At 71.7% G+C, this 19294-nt stretch carries 16 protein-coding genes; 7 read left to right on the forward strand and 9 right to left on the reverse strand.

All coding sequences use genetic code 11. The features are described 5' to 3' along the window. Positions 1-61: 61 nt before the first annotated feature. Together DEJ19_RS12035 and DEJ19_RS12040 are read right to left on the reverse strand one after the other, a co-directional pair. A complete protein-coding gene (locus tag DEJ19_RS12035; RefSeq protein ID WP_111233380.1) occupies positions 62-1717 on the reverse strand; it encodes a glycoside hydrolase family 6 protein in 1656 nt (551 codons plus the stop codon). 222 nt (positions 1718-1939) lie between these two features. Next, positions 1940-3076, reverse strand: coding sequence for a 5-(carboxyamino)imidazole ribonucleotide synthase (locus DEJ19_RS12040; protein WP_111233381.1), 1137 nt, complete (start codon positions 3074-3076; stop codon positions 1940-1942). Between the two features lie 113 nt (positions 3077-3189). Here DEJ19_RS12040 and DEJ19_RS12045 point away from each other — a divergent pair, with 113 nt between their 5' ends. Both DEJ19_RS12045 and DEJ19_RS12050 read left to right on the forward strand, forming a co-directional pair. Beyond that, the gene (locus DEJ19_RS12045) at positions 3190-3678 is read left to right on the forward strand and encodes a GtrA family protein (protein WP_071406423.1); all 489 of its coding nucleotides are present in this window, start codon (positions 3190-3192) and stop codon (positions 3676-3678) included. A gap of 15 nt (positions 3679-3693) precedes the next feature. Beyond that, positions 3694-5250 carry a DUF2142 domain-containing protein gene (locus tag DEJ19_RS12050; protein WP_111233382.1) on the forward strand — a complete coding sequence of 519 codons (1557 nt, stop codon included), beginning with the start codon at positions 3694-3696 and terminating at the stop codon, positions 5248-5250. A gap of 291 nt (positions 5251-5541) precedes the next feature. Here the strand turns inward: DEJ19_RS12050 and DEJ19_RS12055 are convergent, their stop codons facing one another. Together DEJ19_RS12055 and DEJ19_RS12060 are read right to left on the reverse strand one after the other, a co-directional pair. After that, positions 5542-6573 (reverse strand): lysylphosphatidylglycerol synthase domain-containing protein, encoded by a 1032-nt coding sequence (locus DEJ19_RS12055; protein ID WP_110863321.1) that lies wholly within the window; start codon positions 6571-6573, stop codon positions 5542-5544. A gap of 110 nt (positions 6574-6683) precedes the next feature. Further along, positions 6684-8555 (reverse strand): ArnT family glycosyltransferase, encoded by a 1872-nt coding sequence (locus tag DEJ19_RS12060; protein WP_111233383.1) that lies wholly within the window; start codon positions 8553-8555, stop codon positions 6684-6686. Positions 8556-8661: 106 nt separating this feature from the next. On the opposite strand from DEJ19_RS12060, the gene DEJ19_RS12065 reads away from it, so the two are divergent. Further along, positions 8662-9939 (forward strand): acyltransferase family protein, encoded by a 1278-nt coding sequence (locus DEJ19_RS12065; protein WP_181435918.1) that lies wholly within the window; start codon positions 8662-8664, stop codon positions 9937-9939. 136 nt (positions 9940-10075) lie between these two features. Then, positions 10076-11026, forward strand: a complete 951-nt coding sequence (locus DEJ19_RS12070; protein ID WP_110863324.1) for a GH25 family lysozyme — start codon at positions 10076-10078, stop codon at positions 11024-11026. Positions 11027-11032: 6 nt separating this feature from the next. On the opposite strand, the gene DEJ19_RS12075 is transcribed toward DEJ19_RS12070, so the two are convergent. After that, positions 11033-11260: a hypothetical protein gene (locus DEJ19_RS12075; protein WP_111029457.1), complete on the reverse strand. Its 228-nt coding sequence runs from the start codon at positions 11258-11260 to the stop codon at positions 11033-11035. A gap of 131 nt (positions 11261-11391) precedes the next feature. Beyond that, on the reverse strand, positions 11392-12615 hold the full coding sequence (locus DEJ19_RS12080) for a polysaccharide pyruvyl transferase family protein (protein WP_181441547.1): 1224 nt from the start codon (positions 12613-12615) through the stop codon (positions 11392-11394). A gap of 48 nt (positions 12616-12663) precedes the next feature. Here DEJ19_RS12080 and DEJ19_RS12085 point away from each other — a divergent pair, with 48 nt between their 5' ends. Continuing rightward, positions 12664-13866, forward strand: coding sequence for a glycosyltransferase (locus tag DEJ19_RS12085; RefSeq protein ID WP_146250669.1), 1203 nt, complete (start codon positions 12664-12666; stop codon positions 13864-13866). A 70-nt stretch (positions 13867-13936) separates the two neighbouring features. Here DEJ19_RS12085 and DEJ19_RS12090 read toward each other — a convergent pair whose 3' ends face one another. From DEJ19_RS12090 to DEJ19_RS12100, 3 genes are all read right to left on the reverse strand, one after another. Then, positions 13937-15244, reverse strand: a complete 1308-nt coding sequence (locus DEJ19_RS12090) for a UDP-glucose dehydrogenase family protein (protein WP_111233387.1) — start codon at positions 15242-15244, stop codon at positions 13937-13939. Positions 15245-15326: 82 nt separating this feature from the next. Further along, positions 15327-15875, reverse strand: a complete 549-nt coding sequence (locus DEJ19_RS12095) for a PH domain-containing protein (protein WP_071244247.1) — start codon at positions 15873-15875, stop codon at positions 15327-15329. Between the two features lie 4 nt (positions 15876-15879). Continuing rightward, positions 15880-16680 (reverse strand): biotin--[acetyl-CoA-carboxylase] ligase, encoded by an 801-nt coding sequence (locus DEJ19_RS12100; RefSeq protein ID WP_110863329.1) that lies wholly within the window; start codon positions 16678-16680, stop codon positions 15880-15882. A gap of 74 nt (positions 16681-16754) precedes the next feature. Between DEJ19_RS12100 and DEJ19_RS12105 the strand changes: the two genes are divergently transcribed. Both DEJ19_RS12105 and DEJ19_RS12110 read left to right on the forward strand, forming a co-directional pair. Then, positions 16755-18350, forward strand: coding sequence for an acyl-CoA carboxylase subunit beta (locus tag DEJ19_RS12105; RefSeq protein ID WP_071406413.1), 1596 nt, complete (start codon positions 16755-16757; stop codon positions 18348-18350). A gap of 50 nt (positions 18351-18400) precedes the next feature. Then, the gene (locus tag DEJ19_RS12110) at positions 18401-18655 is read left to right on the forward strand and encodes an acyl-CoA carboxylase subunit epsilon (RefSeq protein ID WP_051596908.1); all 255 of its coding nucleotides are present in this window, start codon (positions 18401-18403) and stop codon (positions 18653-18655) included. Positions 18656-19294 lie beyond the last annotated feature (639 nt).

Raw genomic sequence — 19294 nt, forward strand, 5'->3', positions numbered from 1 at the left:
CCATCCTCTCGCACCTGGCACCTCGCACCGTGCGGCGTCCGCCGCACGGCGGACGCCCCCCTCAGCGCACCGTCACCGTCCGGCACGGCGACGCCCTGCGGTCCGCGCCGCTCCCGGTGTTGTGGACGATCGCGCAGACGGTGTGCTTGCCGGCCGCCGCCCGGACGGTGCCCGCGAAGCCGTGCGACCCACCGGAGCCCCAGGTCGCGTCCACGTCGGCGCGCTTCCGACCGGCGTCCAGCGACGTCACCCGCTTGCCGTCGACGGTGATCGCCACCCGGCTCGCTGAGGCCACCGCGTCGCCGTCGAACGCCCAGCCGCGCACCGCGATGCCCCGGGTCACGGCCTTCGCGGACTCCAGTTCGGCGTACGGGTCGTGCCGGTAGGCGCGGACGGTCGAGCAACCGAGCGGGGTGTCCGACCCCGCGCCGATGTTCACCGCGGTGACGCACACGCGGCGAGCGCCGGCCGCTGTGGGCACCACGACGTCGAAGCCATGGGTCGCGCCGACCCCGGAGCGTGCGTCGACGTCCGGCCGGTCGAGCCCGGCGGTGGTGATGCCTGCAGGGACACCGTCGACGGTGGCGCGGACCCGCACGGGCTGCGTGGGGTCGTCCTCGTCGTAGGCCCACCCGGACACGCGGACGCCGCCGCCGGTGCCGGCGACGGCCTCGAGCGTGCCGCGGGGGGTCAGGTCGGCGGCGGGCACGCCCAGGCGTGCGTTCGCGACGAGGGCCTGTGCGTAGGTCGAGAACCACTTGCCGGCGGCCGGGGCCCCGTTGCAGGTGCCGTCGCTCGCGCCGGGGGTCTTGACCCACAGCAGGGCGTCGAGCGCCGTGCCGTCGGACACCACCCGGGGCGAGGTGCCGAGCCCGGCCCCCGGTCCGTTGCACCAGGTGCCGCGCCAGCCCTGCCCGTTGCGTGAGGTGTCGATCACGTAGTGCGAGCCGCCGGTGGCGGCGGACACCTTCTGTGCGTAGGCCTGCTCCTGCGCGGTCGGGTAGTAGTTCGCCACGTTGGTGAAGAACCCGCGGGCCTGCTGGACGCCCGCGCTGTTCAGCCGCGACGCCATCAGCGCGGGCTGCACCCAGTTCGAGTTGCCGGCGTCCAGGTAGGCGGGGACCCCGGCGGCGGTCAGCCCGGCGACGGTGCGGGACAGGATCCGGTAGCGCTGCTCGTCGAGCGCGGTGCTGCACTTGGCGTTGCTGAGCATCGCGAGCGAGTCCGGTTCGACGATGACGGCTGCGCGGTGTCCCGCCAGCGCCGCGGTGACCTGGTCGACCCAGGCGTCGTAGGACCCCTCGTCGAAGCCGCCGGCGGAGTACCCGCCGCAGTCACGGTCGGGGATCGCGTAGAGCACGAACACGGGGGTGGTGCCGGACTGTTCGGCACCGGTGAGGGCGGTGCTGATCGTCTTGGTCAGCTGCGTCCCCTGGCTCCAGTCGCCGAGCCAGGTCGCGACGGGGTACCCGGCGATGGTCTTCGCCGCAGCGGCCCCGGCCGGGTCGGTGGCGGCCAGGGCGGCCTGCGCCTTCGCTGCCTCGCTCGTCGGCGACCGGTACGGCCCGGCGACGTAGAGCGACGCGGACGTCGCCGAGCGGATGGTCGAGGCCGAGGTCGCCGCGGACGCGGTCGCGGTCGGCAGCAGGCCGGCGACGGCTGCGACGAGGGCGATGGCTGCGCCGCAGACGGCGGCACGGCGCGGACGGCGGCGCATGGGGACTCCCTGGACGGTGGGCACGGACCGTTCCAGGGGAACACGCGCTCCCGGCCCCCGCCAGCCTCCCGACCGGGTGCCACCCGAGGGGGTGTCCGCAGAGCGGCCGACAAGTGTGTCCCGCACCCGTGGCGGACGGGAGGCCCGTGGCGGCGTCGCCACGGGCCTCCCGTCCGTCATCCGGTCACGTCGAGGACGCCACCCGGTGTCGCGGACACCGTCTCAGTCGTCGAAGTGCGCCGCGGCCGCGCGGGCGCGGTAGACGACGTCGTCGACGTCGTCGCCGAGCACCGTGACGTGCCCGATCTTCCGGCCGGGCCGGGGCGCCTTGCCGTAGAAGTGGTACTTCGCCTCGGGGAAGGCCTCGAGCGCTGCGGGGTACCGGGCGGCGAGGTCGCCGTCCGCGGGTCCGCCGAGCACGTTGACCATGACGGACGCGGGGGCGAACGAGCCGGTGGCCCCGAGCGGCAGGTCGAGGACGGCGCGCAGGTGCTGTTCGAACTGGCTCGTGGTGGCGCCGTCGATGGTCCAGTGCCCGGTGTTGTGCGGACGCATCGCGAGTTCGTTGATGAGGATGCGCTCGTCGTCGGTCTGGAACAACTCGACCGCCAGCACACCGGTCACACCGAGTTCCTCCGCGATGCGGACGGCGATCGACTCGGTCAGGTCGGCGATCCGGCCGGCGCTGTCCGGGGCCGGTGCGATGACCTCGGCGCAGACCCCGTCGCGCTGCACGGTCTCGACGAGCGGCCAGGCGACGACCTGCCCGGAGGGACGGCGTGCCACGGACTGCGCGAGCTCGCGGGTGAAGGGGACGAGCTCCTCGACCAGGAGGGCCTGGTCGCCGCCGGCCTCGGCCACGGCGATGAACCAGTCGTCGACGTCGGACGCGTTGGAGACGACCCGGACGCCCTTGCCGTCGTACCCGCCCCGCGGCGTCTTGACGACGGCACGGCCACCGTGGTCCGCCAGGAATGCTCGGAGGTCGTCGGGTCCCTGCACGGCGGCCCAGTCGGGCACCGGCAGTCCGAGTTCGCTCAGCCGGCGACGCATGGTGATCTTGTCCTGGGCGACGGCCAGCGCGTCCGGTCCGGGGTGGACCGACACGCCCGCGTCGACCAGGCTGCGCAGGACGTCCTGCGGCACGTGCTCGTGGTCGAAGGTCACGACGTCGACCTGTCGGGCGAACTCGAGCACCGTGGCGGCGTCGTGGTAGTCGCCCTCGGCGGTGGCGGCGATCGCGGCGGACATGCCCGGCCCCTCGGCGAGCACCCGGATGTCGATCCCCAGTTCGACCGCGGCCGGCACCATCATCCGTGCCAGCTGTCCCCCACCGATGACCCCGACGCGCAACGCCATGCTGTGTGATCCTTCCGGCGCTCCCACCGTGCGGTGGGAACGCGTTGTCTACAATCGCTGTTCGGGTCGCGCTCTGCACGACCGGTCACAACTCTACGGATCCTGGAGGGCTCGTGCGGCGCCTCATCGCCCAGCTGGCACGCTTCGGCGTCGTCGGTGCCGTCGGCTTCGTCGTGGACACCACGGTGTTCAACGTGCTGCGCATCACCGTCCTGAACCCCGAGGACGTCCACTCGGGGCCGTTCTGGGCGAAGGTCATCTCCACCGTCGTGGCGATCTTCGTGAACTGGATGGGCAACCGGTACTGGACGTTCCGCGAGCAGCGTCGCGCCGTGGCCACCCGCGAGGGCATCGAGTTCGTCGTCGTGTCGCTCGGCGGCATGGTCATCGCGCTCGCCTGCCTCGGGGTGTCGCACTACGCGATGGGGCTCACCTCGGTGCTCGCCGACAACGTCGCGAACATCATCGGGCTCGTGCTCGGCACGGTCTTCCGGTTCTGGCTCTACAAGGTCTGGGTCTACCACCCCGAGCGCACGGCCACGCAGCCGGCCGCCGCGGACGAGTCGGTGTCCGACGGCCCGCGGGTCCCCCACGACGTCTGACCTAGGATCGGTGGGGTGACGGCCGAGACGACCACCACCCCCGCCCCACCCCGCACCGCGCGCTGGGAACGTGTCGCGATCGCGGTGATCACGGCGACCTTCGGGCTCTGGCTGGTGGCGTGGGCGTTGCTCGTCCCGGTGTTCGAGGCCCCCGACGAGACCGCGCACATCGACGCCGCCGTGCACGTCGCCCTCGGTGACGCCTGGGCTGCCCCCGGCGAGCTGCACGTCACCAACGCCGTGCAGGCCGCGAAGGTCGAGCAGGCGACGAAGCCGTCCGACGAGTGGTCGACGGTGAGCGAGCTGCTGCAGAACGCACCAGGACCCTCGGCGACGGTCAACCAGATGACCCAGCACCCGCCGACCGCCTACCTGGCCGGAGCCGCCGTGCTCCGGGCCGTCGACTTCGGCGAGCTCCGCTGGGACCACGCGTTCATCGCCCTCCGCCTGGCCGACGTGCTGGCCGTCACCGCGCTCCCCCTGCTCGCCTGGGCGTCGGTGCGCCGGGTGACCCGCAGCCCACGCGCCGCGCTGATCGGGGCCCTCGCCGTGTTCGCGACGCCCGAGCTCGCGTCGATCGGCTCGTCGTTCTCGAACGACGCGCCGGTGCTGCTCGTCGCCGGGATCGTCGTCTGGCTCGCCACCCGTCTGCTCACCGGCGACACCCGCTGGCGCACCACGATCGCACTGGCTGTCGTGCTCGGGGCCCTGGTCTGGATCAAGGGCACCGGGTTGCCGGCGGTGCCGTTCGTCGCGGTGGTGGTGCTGTTCGCCGGCGCCGGGGTGCTGTCCCTGCGGCAACGGATCGTCCGCACGGTCGTCACGATGGCGGTCTCCGGAGGCATCGGTGCCTGGTGGTGGCTGCACAACCTCGTGTCGTACGGCCGGATCCAGCCGAACGGCTACACGGCCATGCGGCCCCCGAAGGACTTCCCGCCGGGCGAGAGCCCCACGCTCGGACACTTCCTCGACGTCAGCTGGGGCACCCTGTCGCGCACGTTCTGGGGCAGCTTCGGCGGTCGGGCCCAGGTGACCATCGGCGACCTGTTCACCGCCGTCCTGACCCTCGTCGCCCTCGTGGTGCTCGTCGGCTGGGCGTTCCGCCGGGGCCCGGACCTGCGGGTGGCCCTGTGCCTCGCGGTGTTCCCGGCGCTCCTGATCGGCATCCAGAACCGCACGAGCGCGCACTCGTACCTCACCACCACCGAGGTCGCCGCCACCCAGGGCCGGTACTACTTCCCCGCGATCGTCTGCCTGATCGTGCTGAGCGCGCTCGCGTGGCGACGACTGGTGCCGGCCGGCCGGGCACGCACCTGGGCCGCGGTGGCGCTGGCCGTCGTGCTGCCCGCGGTGGGCGTGTACGGCTTCGCGGTGGCGTCGGCCTGGTTCTGGAACGCGGCGCTGTTCCCGGTGACCGGCCGCGGGCTGCTGCGGTACTCCGAGATCGGGCCGGTGCCACCCGCGGTGCTCGTCGTCGTCGTGGCCCTGGTCGCGGTGGGGCTCGTCGCGTCGGTCGTGCAGGTCGCGCGCGCCGACCGTCGGACCCTGGCGACGACGGTTCCCGCCCGCTGACACGCCCGGCTGCGGAGCGCCGCGGTGGCACGACGTGCCGCAGGCGGCGCCGAGGGGTCGCGAACTGTCGGCAGGCGAGGCCGCAGACGACACTTCGTGACCCCTCGGCGGACGGCGCGCGGCGTGCGGTGGGCGCACCCACGAGACGGACGGGAGGCCCGGTGCCGGCTGGCACCGGGCCTCCCGTCCGTCGTCACGCACGACCGGTGCCCCACTCCGTGAGCAGGAATGGTCGGGTCCGTCATCCGGACCCGACCATTGCTGCTCACGAAGCGACGCGCGCGACGCGCGTCAGGCGGCGGGGACGCCGCCCTCGACCGCGGAGGGGTCGTCGGTCGGGCGGTTGCGCCGGAACCACGTGGGGGCCGCAGCGCAGAGCAGGAAGAGTCCGTCGACCGCCAGGCTCCAGACACGGGTGACGACGACCACGACCAGTGCGATGGGCGGCGGCATGACGAGCGCCAGCAGGAGGGCCTGCACGCCCTCGCGGACGCCGAGCCCGCCGGGGGCGAAGACGGCCAGCATGCTGATCGCCGAGGCCATGCTCGCGGCACCGATCACGAAGGCCGCGTCGGTGAGCTTCAGCGACGGGTACACGCCGAGGGTGATGAAGTAGTACGCCGTGCCGGACAGCACCGCACCCGCGACGTAGAGCCCGGCTCCGCCGAGGACGGTGCCGAGGTTCGGACGGACGTCGGCCTCGAGCGGCTTGCGACGCAGGACCTTCAGCGCGATCCCGATCAGGAACACGAACACGCGCGGGATCAGGCAGACGACGCAGCCCACGAACGCCGCGATCATCAGGACGATCAGCCACGGGTCGAGGTTGTGCGTCCGCGGGTCGATGAGCAGCAGCACGAGCGCCAGGGCAAGCGTGGCGGCGATCTGCAGGGCGCCCTCGAGCAGCCCGCTCACGCCGAGGCGGGCCTTCGAGACGCCGTGCTTCGAGGCGAAGTAGACCTTGCCGATGATCCAGGTCGCGGCACCGGGGATGTAGCGGCCCATCCAGGACTTCGCGTACACGTAGGTCAGGGTGACGCCGCTGCCCTTGAGCCCGGTCGCGCCGAGCCGTCGCAGCAGGTAGAACCAGATGCCGACGCCCCAGTACCGGAAGCCGAGGCTGATCACCGTCGCGAGGATCACCCACGACCACTGCCAGTCGAGCCCGGCGAGCTGTCCCCAGTCGACGCTCCGGACGTACAGCACGAGGAACACCGCGAGCAGGACGTAGAAGGCGATGGGGATCGCCTTGCCGAGGAACCGTCGTCGCTTCGACGGACGCTTCCCCTCGGGCGCGGGGGTGTCGCTGGTGCTTGCGGACAAACGGGTCTCCTGCTCAGGTCACGGGCTCAGGTCATGGTAGACGCTGGGGCGGGCCGCTCCCTGCGGTGCTGCCGCAGGGAGCGGGTGCCGGGGACGTCACCGGTCGAGCGTCACCGGGCGAGCTTGACGATCTGCACGCGGCAGGGGATCTCCGGGTCGGTGGAGCGGTCCGCGCTGCACGAGATCGTCGCGTTGTACGTGCCGACCAGCTTGCCGGCCACCGAGTAGTCGCGCGCCGGGGCGGTCGCCGGGTCGAACTGCACGAAGTACTGCACGCCCTCGTCGATGAACAGGTTGCGCATCGCGTCCGAGTGGTACGTGTAGCCCTGACCTGAGCGACCGTACACACGCGTGTCGGTCAGGAACGCGAGCGAGGAGAGCGAGCGGTAGTTCGAGCCGATGACGGTGGCGTCCTCGGGCAGCGCGCCGCTCGCCCGGATCTGGTCGGCGAGCCGGACGATCTCCGGCACATCGGTCGGCCCGAAGACGCGCAGCGCCTCGGTGCGGTTGACCGACGGGTAGAACGGCGCCGGGGACCCGAACCAGTTCTGCGTGTACGAGGCGATCGGCACCACGGCGATCGCGACGCACGCCACGATCGTGCGGACCACGCCCCGACGGCGCACCAGCCGCCAGACGGCCGGCAGCATGAGCGCCCCGATCATCGCCGTCAGGTAGAACAGCGGCCAGTAGTACCGGGCGTTGCCACCGCCGCTCGACGACGACGTGATCATGCCGTAGCCGACGAAGTACACCAGGGTCGTCGCCGCGACGATGCAGGTGAACGCGTAGCGGCGGAACCGCACGACACCGATGACGAGTGCCGCCGCGAAGAGCAGGGCGATCGGCGCCGCGAACGGGGCGAAGGTGCTGATCTTCTGCAGGTAGTACGGCAGGGCGAGCATGCGCTCGTGCAGGTAGTACCCGGCACGGGCCGCGATGCCCGACTCCTTCGTCACCTTCGGCGCGGTGTCCTCGGTGGTCGACTGCGTGGGCGGCGGCACCACGGCGGGGTCCGGGTTGTCCATCGGGCCCTGCTTGTAGACCGACGGGGTGAAGTCCTCGTTGGGCGAGAAGGCGTGGTCGTTGGGCGGGACCGGCAGGAACGGCCAGTCCGTGGCACGGCCGCCGTCGTCGAACTTCGAACCGATGTTGACCGACAGCGACGACCCGAGCGTCACCGTGCCGTACTTGAGGGTCAGTGCGCCGACCCACGGGGCGATGACGACGGCGAACACGACGATCGTGGCGACCGGGGCCGTCCACCAGTGCCGGACGGGCTCACGGCGGCGACGGGCGGACCAGACGCGCAGCAGCAGCCAGAGGATCACGGCACCGACGGCCACGGGCAGCAGGAAGAGCTTGGTGAAGTACCCGAGCGCGGCCACGACGCCGAGCACCGCGCCCGAGGCGACCCGCGCGCGCGTCGAACCGTGCAGCGCCTGGTCGGCCCACCGGAGCGCCCAGAGGAACCCGACGATCCACGCGACGACGAGCAGGTCCGGGGTCTGCACCGACACGGCGCTCATCAGGGCGGGGATCGCGGTGACCATGAAGAGCACGGCGGGGACGATGCGGTGGTTCTGCGACCAGACCAGCCACCCGCCGATGCCGAGCACGACGGCCACGGCGAAGCAGTTCACGATCGCGAAGGCCGTCTGCATGCCGAGCCCGAGGGCGATGAACGGCGCCATCATCCACGAGACCAGCGGCGACCAGTACGCGTTGATCGCGTCGGGCAGCCAGCCGTTCGCGTACTCGCGCGCGATGCCCATGTAGGAGATGCCGTCGACGTTCGTCACGCCGAGGCGGTTGTGGTAAGCCACGGCGGCGCTCAGGGCGACCCCGATCACCACGAGGACGCCGAGGATCAGGGGTGCGACGACGTGCCGGTACCGTCGCGCACCCGCCCCCGAACGCCGTCGTGCGGGCTCGTGGGTGCTCTGCGGTGCTGCGGTCGTCGTCACGGTCACGTGCTTCATCATGACATCCGTTCGCTTGTCGGACCGCACCGAGGCGGATCGCGGGCCCCGCTCGGCGTGTGGGAGACTGCCGGGGACCCCGCTCCGACCACCTCGAGGACGTTCGTTGGCCACCGAAACCCGCGCAGCCGAATCCGCAGCCGAACCGACGGCGGCCGCTCCCCGCGCAGGGGGCCGGCTCGAGTTCCCGTACCTGGACGGGCTCCGCGGTCTCGCCGCCCTGGCCGTGGTGTTCTACCACGCGTACCTCTTCACCGGGACGACCGGGACCGGGCCGACCGAACTGCCGTGGCTCCGACCGTTCATCGGGTGGGGCTACCTCGGCGTCCCGCTGTTCATCGTCCTGTCCGGCTACGTCCTGATGCTGCCCGTGGTGACCCGGTTCGACCGCTACCGGTTGCCCGGCGGCTTCTGGAAGTTCATCTGGCGCCGCGCCCGACGGATCATCCCGCCGTACTGGGCGTCGCTCGTCGTCTTCGCGCTCATCATCCTGTTCGTCCCGGTGATGGGGCAGCCCGGCGGCACCCAGTGGGACACGAAGCTGCCGATGGGCTGGGGTACGTTCCTCACGCACTTCTTCCTGGTGCACGACTTCTTCCCGCAGTACATCGGCAAGATCAACGGCCCGATGTGGACGGTCGCCGTCGAGTGGCAGATCTACTTCCTCATGCCGCTGCTGATCCTGCCGCTCTGGAAGGTCTTCGGCGGGTGGGCGACCGCGTCCTCGCTCGTCCTCATCGGCATGTGGATGGGCTCCGAGAGCCGCTACTCGTGGATGCACCCGTGGTTCGTCGGCCTCTTCGCGGTCGGCATGCTCGCCGCCGAGCTCACCGTCAAGGCCCGTGACGAGCACCTGACCGGCAAGCTGAACACCTCGAAGCTCGGCGGGCCGCGGTGGCAGAGCGGCACGTTCGTGGCCGCGATGTTCGTGGGCATGCTCCTCGTCTTCTTCCGCAACCGCGACTACTGGCAGCACCAGACCTGGCCGTCCGAGGTCGTCCTCGGCATCTTCGCCGGCATCCTGCTGACCTGGATGGGCCGCAAGGCGGTCACCGGGCAGCACACCTGGCTCGCACGGTTCTTCGCGTGGAAGCCCTTCGTGCTCGCCGGCCTCGTGTCGTACACGGTCTACCTCTTCCACAGCCCGCTGCTCGGACTCGGCAACCTGCTGCTCCTGCCGATGGGCCTGTACCCGAAGTGGCAGTTCCTGATGATGGTCTTCGTGGTGATCCCGATCACCCTGGCGATCTGCGTCGGGATGTGGTGGCTCGTCGAGCGCAACTTCCTGAACCGCCGGCAGAAGCACGCCACCCGCGAGGTCTCCTCGCGCGGGCGCCTGCCCGAGGTCGAGACGGACGACGAGGGCACCCGCACCGCCCGCTGACCCCGAAAGCGGATACCGCAGCGGACGCCGTCCGGGTGCGTCTCACGGACAGGTGTCGCCGAGTCCGGGTAGCATCGCTCGGACCGCGGCGTGGGAGATCAGGCCCACGGCATCTCGACAGGGAAGACGAGACCACATGCGCGCACCCATCAGCAGGATCCTCGGACTCGGCACCGCTGCCGCCGTTGCCGGGGTCATCACCTTCGGCAGTGGCCCGGCGGTCGGCGCGACCGCCACCGAACCCGCCGGCACCGACACCGGTCAGCAGCTCTCCATCGCCGAGATGGACCGCACCGGCAACCACACCATGGGTGCCGGCATCGCCGCCCACGCCGGTGAGACCCACGTGACGACCTCCCCCGACGCGACCTCGGGCGGCGGCGTGAGCGCACAGTCCCTCAGCTCGTCGGCCGCTGCCGCCACCGCCGGCGGGCCACCCCCCGGCCGGGTGCAGGGCTTCGACATCAGCGCGTGGCAGCCGAGCGTCAACTTCCTGCAGGCCTACCGCAACGGCGCCCGGTTCGTGTACGTGAAGGCGACCGAGGGCACCTCGTACGTCAGCTCCACCTACAAGCAGCAGTACGCCACCGCCAAGCAGCGCAACCTGTACCGCGGCGGCTACGTCTACGCCCAGCCGAGCCAGGCGAGCGGCGCCGCGACCGCGAACTACTTCTTCGCCCACGGCGGCCAGTGGAGCAAGGACGGCAAGACCCTGCCGCCGCTGCTCGACATCGAGTACGGCAGCGCCGCCCAGGGCACCTGCTACGGCAAGTCGTGGGGCGCGATGCGCACCTGGATCAAGGACTTCAACAGGACCGTCGTCGCCAAGACGGGTCGGTACCCCGCGATCTACACCACGACCGACTGGTGGAAGCGCTGCACGAACAACAGCAACCAGTTCTCGAAGAACCCGCTGTTCGTCGCGATCTACCCGGTGAAGAACTTCACCACCCCCGGCACCCTCGGACGCAGCTGGTCGAAGTGGACCTTCTGGCAGTGGGCGGCCAGCGGCACGCTCCCCGGCGACCAGGACGTCTACCGCAACGACATCACGTACCTGAAGCGCTTCGCGTCCCGGACGAGCTGACGCCCGTCAGGGACGTCGCTGCGATCGACGGCCCTGCCACCAGCCGACGGCGAACAGCACCGCGCCGACGAGCAGGAACGGCCCACCCGCGAAGACGAGGAACGCCGCACCGAACGGGAAGCTCCCGCCGGTCGCGGCGTACACGGTGAGGATCAGCGCCCCGGTTCCGGAGACGGCTCCGCCGATGGCGGCGGTGACGCCGCCGGCGACGGTGAGGGATCGACGCTCGGTCATGTCGTCAGCCTAGGGGCGCGCGCCCCCGGCGCTCGGCCACCACGAACGGACAGGAGGCCCGTGGCGGTGTCGCCACGGGCCTCCTGTCCGTCACGGGCGCGCGTTCGCACCCGCCGTGTCAGCGCACAGTGTCAGCGGACGTCGCGCGTCGCCTCGGCGAAGTCGGCGTCGAGGGCGGTCGCCATGCGGGCAACGCCCTGCGCGAGCTGCGCGCGGACCGCGTCGCGGTCCGCGTCGAGCGCCTCGAGCTGCGCCGTGACGTCGTCGACGAACGTGGGCTCGAGTGCCGCCTCGATCGGCTTCGAGTAGGCCTGCTGGCCCATCTGCTCGAAGAACAGCCGGCCCTTGTCGACGTAGTAGAGCACCGCGGCGGGGACCCCGGCGATCGTCGCGACGATCGCCGAGTGCAGGCGGCTCGCCAGGAACAGACGGCTGCGCGACATCAGCCCGGCGTACTCGGACGGCGAGAACTCGTCGGCCTCGACCACGTGGGTGCGGTCGGCGTGCCGCATCAGGGCGATGACCTCGCGGGCGAAGGCGGCGTCACCCTCGGACGCCTCCATGTGCATCGGGTAGAACACCACGTCGGCGTCCCAGCGGTCGATCACACGGTCGGCGAGGTCGGCGACGGCCTGCCGGTAGGTCACGAGCTTGTCGCTGTCGACACCGGTCTGGCGGAAGCGCTTCGGCAGGAACCGGAACGGGATCCAGCCGCTGCGCTTGTAGTGGAACCAGCGACGGACGCCGAAGCCGATCGAGCCCTCGAGCTGCTCGGCGGTCAGGCCGGTGGTGCGCTCGAGCCGTTCGAGCACGTCCGCGTCGGGCGGGGTGACCGTCCCGACGACCGCGGGGTCGAAGGACGACACGATCGGCGTCTTCACGCCCCAGGACAGGAGCTTCTCGCGGGACTCGTCGTCGCGGACGGCGAACGCGCTGCACAGGTCGACGGTGGCGCGGATCAGGCGCTTGCTGACCCCGGCGGTGGTCGGGCCGATGCCCTGGAACGCCCCGACGAGGTTCTTGTTGACCGCACGGACGAGCAGCATCTTGCCGAACCAGTACACGAGGCCGAGCTTGTTCGTGTAGTCCTTCAGGATCTCGCCGCCACCCCAGAGCACCACGTCGGCGCCGCGGGCGGCACGGAGCAGGGCGAACAGGTCGCCGATGCCGGTGCTGTACGGCGAGACCGGCAGGAACCGGATCCCGAACCACGCGGCGTCCCGCTCGGGGTACTGGGACAGGGACACGATCTCGGCGTCGGGCCACCGGCGACGGACGAGCTCGACGTTGCCGGCGAGGATCGCCCGGTCCCCGCGGTTGTGGGGCGAATCGCTATTGTGGATCAGTACGCGCACGGGGTGAGAGCCTACCGGACCGTCCCCCGCCAGCCCCGGAAAGGCACGATGTCCCGCACCACTCGCTCCGCCCGCTCCCGCCAGGACCGCCCCCGCCTGCTCGTCCTGGGCTCGACGTTCCCGGCCCGTCCGGACGACGGCGTGCCGGCGTTCGTGCTCGACCTCGCCCACCAGGAGGCCACCGAGTTCGACACGATGGTGCTCACCCCCCGGGTGCCCGGCGGTGCCACCAGCGAGCGCATCGGCGACGTCGGCGTCCGACGGTTCCCGTACTTCCCGAAGGCGTTCGAGGACCTGGCCGACGGCGCGATCCTCGACAACCTCAAGGAACGTCGCTCGCGCATCGTGCAGGTGCCGGCGCTGGTGCTCGCGCAGTGGTTCGCGATCCGGCGCGTGGTGCGCTCCGCGAAGCCCGACGTCATCCACGCGCACTGGGCCATCCCGCAGGCCCTCGTCGCGACCCTGGCCGCCCCGGGTGTGCCCGTCGTCGTGACGACCCACGGCGGGGACATCTACGCGCTCCGCGCGGCTCCCCTCGTCCGGCTCAAGCGCTGGATCTTCGGACGGTCGGCGCACGTCACCACCGTGAACTCCGAGATGCGCGAGCGCCTGACCGAGTGGGGCGTCCCCGAGTCGCGCTCGACCGTGATCCCGATGGGTGTCGACCTCGGCCCGGCCCGCGACACCCGTGCCCGCGTCGCGCCGCAGGAGCACCACGTCGTCGCCGTCGGTCGTCTGGTCGAGAAGAAGGGCTTCGGCAACCTGATCGAGGCACTCCGTGGCCTGGGCGACGACGTGCCCTGGCGGCTCACCGTGGTCGGCGACGGCCCGTACCGCGCCCAGCTCGAGCAGCAGGCGGCGGGTCTGCCGGTGACGTTCCTGGGCCAGCGGGGCCGCACCGAGGTGCTCGAGACCCTCGCGTCGGCCACCGTCGTCGCGGTGCCGTCGATCCCCGCGGCGAACGGCGACCAGGAAGGCCTGCCGGTCACCCTGCTCGAGGCCGCGGCGGTCGGGGCCGCGATCGTGGCGAGCGACCTGCCGGGCATCCGGGACGTCGTGCAGGACGACGTGTCCGGCGTGCTCGTGCCCCCGGGCGACGTCCCGGCACTCCGCGCAGCACTGCAGCGCGTGCTCACCGATGACGCAGCGCGCTCGCGCTACCAGGAGCAGGCCGTCGTCTCGGCGGCGGAGTTCTCCACCGAACGGATCGGCGAGCGTTACCGGGCGGTGCTGCGCGCAGCCATCGGCTGACGACGCGGCAGACACGCAGGAGGCCCGGTGCCGGTCCCACGGACCGGCACCGGGCCTCCTGTCGGTCGCGCTAGCGCCCCATGCCCCGGTACGTGAAGCCGGCGGCGGTCCACGCGTCACGGTCGAGGCAGTTGCGGCCGTCGATGACGACCGGCGACGCCACGAGTGCGGCGGCGGCGGTCGCGTCGAGCTCGCGGAACTCGGTCCACTCGGTGAGCACGAGCACGAGCTCCGCCCCGCCCAGCGCCTCGGCCGCGCTCTCGACGTAGTCGAGCTCGGGGTGGACGCGGCGCGCGGTGACGACGGCCTCGGGGTCGTACGCCGAGACCACGGCGCCGAGTTCCTGCAGGCGGGCTGCGATGTCCAGGGCCGGCGAGTCGCGCACGTCGTCGGAGTTCGGCTTGAACGCCAGGCCGAGCACCGCGACACGCTTGCCGCTGACGACCCCGCCGAGCAGCTCCTGCGCCAGCTCGACGACGTGCGCGCGACGGCGCAGGTTCGTGGCGTCGACGTCGGCCAGGAACGCCAGGGACTCTCCGACGCCCAGCTCGTTCGCCCGTGCCTGGAACGCACGGATGTCCTTCGGCAGGCACCCGCCACCGAAGCCGAGGCCGGCGTTCAGGAACTTCCGGCCGATGCGGGCGTCGTGGCCGATCGCGTCGGCGAGCGCCGTGACGTCGGCACCGGCGACCTCGGCGATCTCGGCCATCGAGTTGATGAACGAGATCTTCGTGGCGAGGAACGCGTTCGCGCTGATCTTCACGAGCTCGGCGGTGGGCAGGTTGACGACGAGTCGGGGCGTGCCGGTGGACAGCGCCTCGGCGTAGACCTCGTCGAGGGCGGCGACGGCCTGTTCGCCGGCCTCGCCCTCCGGCACGCCGTAGACGAAGCGGTCCGGCGCGATGGTGTCCTGCACGGCGAAGCCCTCACGCAGGAACTCGGGGTTCCAGACGAGCGTGGCACCGGGGACGTCCTCGCTGACCTCGGCGGCCAGGCGTGCGGCGGTGCCGACGGGCACGGTCGACTTGCCGACGACGAACTCGCCGGCGGACAGGTGCGGCGTGAGCGCGGCGACGGCGGCGTTCACGTAGGTCAGGTCCGCGGCACCGGTGGGGCCCTGCGGGGTCCCGACGGCGAGGAAGTGCACGCGGGCACCGGCGACCTCGGCCATGTCGGTGGTGAAGCGGATCCGACCGGACTCGAGGGCCTCGGTCAGGATCTCGGGCAGGCCGGGCTCGAAGAAGGGGGCCTCGCCCGCGGCGAGCCGCTCGATCTTGGTGGGGTCGACGTCCACGGCGACGACCTCGTGTCCGAGTTTGGCCATGGAGGCGGCGTGCACGGCACCGAGGTAGCCGCAGCCGATCACAGAGATACGCACGTCGAAGAAGGTACCGGTTTCTCGCCGAACTCTCATCACGGCACCCGCAGCGGCGCCCGCGGCGACGGTCACAGCGGCCGGATCAGGCCCGCACGTCGCCCCACGGCGGACGGTCCGGACCGCCGACGATCTCGTCCCAGTCCGGCTCACGGTGCCGACGCCTGGCCTCGTAGGCCTCCACCAGGTCGTGCAGCACGGCGACGACGAGGTCGGCGTGCGGCACGTCGGCGAGGACCACCGCGGGGTCGTCGCCGGGGAACACGAGCACGTCACCGGAGCGGAACAGCCCCTGCAGCCCGCGGCGCCGTACGGTCACGTCGTAGCCGCGGGAGTGCAGGAGCTCCCGCCGGGTCCGCGTGCCGAGTCCGTTGACCACGACCAGGCGACGCGTGGTGACGACGTACCGCTCCGACATCCAGCGGAACAGCGGGACGGCGCCGCCGAACACGACGAGCACCACGACGACGAGCGCGACGACGGCGTTCAGCCACGCCAGCTGCGCCTGGAACACGCCGAAGCCGAACCCGCCGGCCGCGGTGACGAGCACGACGAACACCGCCGGGCGCACCAGCCGACGGGCGTGTGGTCGCAGGCGTGCGACGACACGTTCGGGCGGGGGCTCGGCGGTCATGCCGTCATGCATACCGCAGGTGGGTGACGTCCCCCACCGCGACGCCCCTGGTGCCGCCCGCCTGGTCCCGGATCGTGATGCGACCGGCGTCGTCGATGCCGATCGCGTCGGCCTCCTCGACGGTGCCGTCCGGCAGCTCGAGGCGGATGCGGCGACCGATGGTGCCGCATGCGGCGCGGACGTGGGACCGGACCGTCTCGGCGGCGGGCCCCCCGGTGACCAGGCCGGCCACCGCCTCCAGGACGGACCGCAGGAAGGCGGACAGGACCGCGTCGGCCAGGGCGGGTGCGTCGTCGACCGCGCCGGCGAGCAGGAGCGAGGTGGACGTCGGGGTGGGCAGCCGATCAGCCGGGATCGTCAGGTTCACGCCGGCCCCGACCACGACGCTGCCGTCGGCGGCGACCTGGCAGAGGATCCCGCACACCTTGTCCCCGGCGACCTGCACGTCGTTCGGCCACTTCACGACGACGTCCGCGCCGGCGGGGAGCACCGACGCGATCGCGTCGCGCATCGCCGCCCCGGCGACCAGCGGCAACCAGCCGCGGTCGTGGTCGTCCAGGTCCGCACGGACGAGCACGCTGGCGGCCAGCGTCTCACCGGCCGGAGCGGTCCAGGTGCGGTCCAGCCGACCCCGGCCCGCGGTCTGGTGCAGGGTCGCGACGACGCTGCCGTGCTGCTGCCCGGGGGCGGCGGCGAGCAGGTCCGCGTTGGTGGACCCGGTCTCGGCGGGAGTGGTGATCGTCGCGCCCGCCGACCGGACAGCCTCGCTGGTGGCGGGGAACGACGGCGACGGGGATGTGGACATGCACGCAAATGTACGGGCAGGAACCGTGGGGGTCCTCCAACCGGCAGCGTGGCACCCGCCGGTAGGGTGAGCGGGTGACTTCAGGAGACACCCCCGATCTGTCGACGACGGCCGGCCGACTGGCCGACCTCCGCGACCGGTACCACGAGGCCGTGACCGCCGCGGGCGAATCCGCCATCGCCAAGCAGCACGCGAAGGGCAAGGGCACCGCGCGCGAACGCATCGAGCAGCTGCTCGACGAGAACTCCTTCGTGGAGTTCGACGAGTTCGTGCGGCACCGCACCACGTCGTTCGGCATGGACGCCAAGCGCCCCTACGGTGACGCGGTCGTCACCGGCGTCGGCACGATCCACGGCCGCAACGTCGCCGTCTACGCGCAGGACTTCACGGTCTTCGGCGGGTCGCTCGGCGAGGTCGCCGGCGAGAAGATCATCAAGGTCATGCAGCACGCGCTCAAGACGGGCGTGCCGATCATCGGCATCCTCGACTCCGGCGGCGCCCGCATCCAGGAAGGCGTCGTCGCGCTCGGCAAGTACGGCGAGATCTTCCGCCTGAACACCCAGGCCTCGGGCGTCATCCCGCAGCTGTCCATCGTGATGGGTCCGGCGGCCGGCGGTGCGGTGTACTCCCCCGCCCTCACCGACTTCGTCATCATGGTCGACAAGACCAGCCACATGTTCGTCACCGGCCCCGACGTCATCAAGACCGTCACGGGCGAGGACGTCGGCTTCGAGGAGCTCGGCGGCGCCCAGACGCACAACGCGGTCTCCGGCGTGGCCCACTACCTGGCCGAGGACGAGACCGACGCGCTCGACTACGCGCGCTCGCTCATCGGGTTCCTGCCGGACAACAACCTGTCCGACCCGCCGGCCTACGACGTCGCCCCGGAGCTCGAGACCACCGACGCCGACCACGAGCTCGACCTCGTGATCCCGGACTCGACGAACCAGCCGTACGACGTCACCACGATCATCGAGCACATCGTCGACGACGGTGAGTTCCTCGAGGTCCAGCCGCTCTTCGCGCCGAACATCCTGATCGGCTTCGGCCGGGTCGAGGGCCGCACGGTCGGCATCATCGCGAACCAGCCGCAGGCGATGGCCGGCACGCTCAACATCGACGCGGGCGAGAAGGCCGCCCGCTTCGTGCGGTTCTGCGACGCGTTCGGCATCCCGATCCTGACCCTGGTGGACGTGCCCGGCTACCTGCCCGGCACCGACCAGGAGTGGACCGGCGTCATCCGCCGCGGCGCGAAGCTGCTGTACGCCTACGCCGAGGCCACCGTCCCGCTCGTCACCGTCATCACCCGCAAGGCCTACGGCGGCGCGTACATCGTCATGGGTTCCAAGCAGCTCGGCGCCGACATCAACCTGGCGTGGCCGACCGCCGAGATCGCCGTCATGGGCGGCCAGGGCGCCGTGAACATCCTGTACCGCGCCGAGATCAAGCGCGCCGAGGAGTCCGGCGAGGACGTCGCCGCGGTCCGCACGAAGCTCGCGAACGAGTACACGTACAACGTCGCGTCGCCGTACCTGGCGGCCGAGCGCGGTGAGCTCGACGGCATCATCCAGCCGCACGCGACGCGCGTGTCGGTCATCAAGGCCCTCCGGTCGTTGCGGGGCAAGCGCGCCACGCTGCCCCCGAAGAAGCACGGGAACATCCCCCTCTGATGGAACCGGTCGAATCGCCGCGCACGGGATCATCACAATCCCGCGGCCTGATGGGTCGCCACGCAGCAGCCGTGCCCTCGGACGAGCCCGCCTCGGTGGCGGACGTCCGGGTGGTCTCGGGCGACCCCACCCCCGAGGAACTCGCCGCCGTCGTGGCCGTCCTGCAGCGCCAGGCCGACGAGGCCGCTGCCGCCGGACGCGCCGCCGTGGTCGTCGAGCCCCGCACCGGGTGGGACGCCGCGGCCCGCGGCCTCCGCCGCCCGCTCGATCACGGACCGGGTGCCTGGGGCCGATCGCTCCGCTGATGTACCCCTGGTGCGCTGGCGACCGGAACGGTTGCAGGGCGCACTTCCCGGTCGGTATCCCCTCACTCGGGGGACACGTTCAGCGGATACGGACCGGAAATGCCGGAATTGTCCCCCATAATGACGACTGACATGCAGCTCGTGCGTCGGCATAGTAGTTGGTGTTCGGTGTCCTTCAACGAAAGACATCGCAGGACGGTGGCCGACTAGGGTACGAAGCCACCGCCCGCTGCGAGGCAGGGCGACATTCGGGTTGTCGCTCAGCCTCGGGTCGTGAACGGGCCGGTCGGTATCCGACCGGCCCGTTCCCCGTTTCCGGGGCATTGAGCGCGGGCGTCGGTGCGGTTGGCGGGGCGGCTGGCGAGGCCGATCCGGAACGACACCGTCGACGTCGTACGACAACGACATGGTCGCTTCCGTGCGCGCGCCCGCCCGACGCACCCGCGTGACGGTCTGGAGGCCCGTGGCGGCGCCGCCACGGGCCTCCCGGGTGTCCCCCATCGCGTCCACCGCCGCCCGCACGCCCGGCGCGCCACGCGCGTCCGCAACGCCGTCCACACCACGTTCGCGACGATCCACGCGTCGATCACGTGGTGCATGGTCGCAACACGCGCGCACGCGCTGCCGCGCGCTGTACCG

It is taken from the genome of Curtobacterium sp. MCSS17_016, assembly GCF_003234255.2.
GTDB lineage: Bacteria > Actinomycetota > Actinomycetes > Actinomycetales > Microbacteriaceae > Curtobacterium > Curtobacterium flaccumfaciens.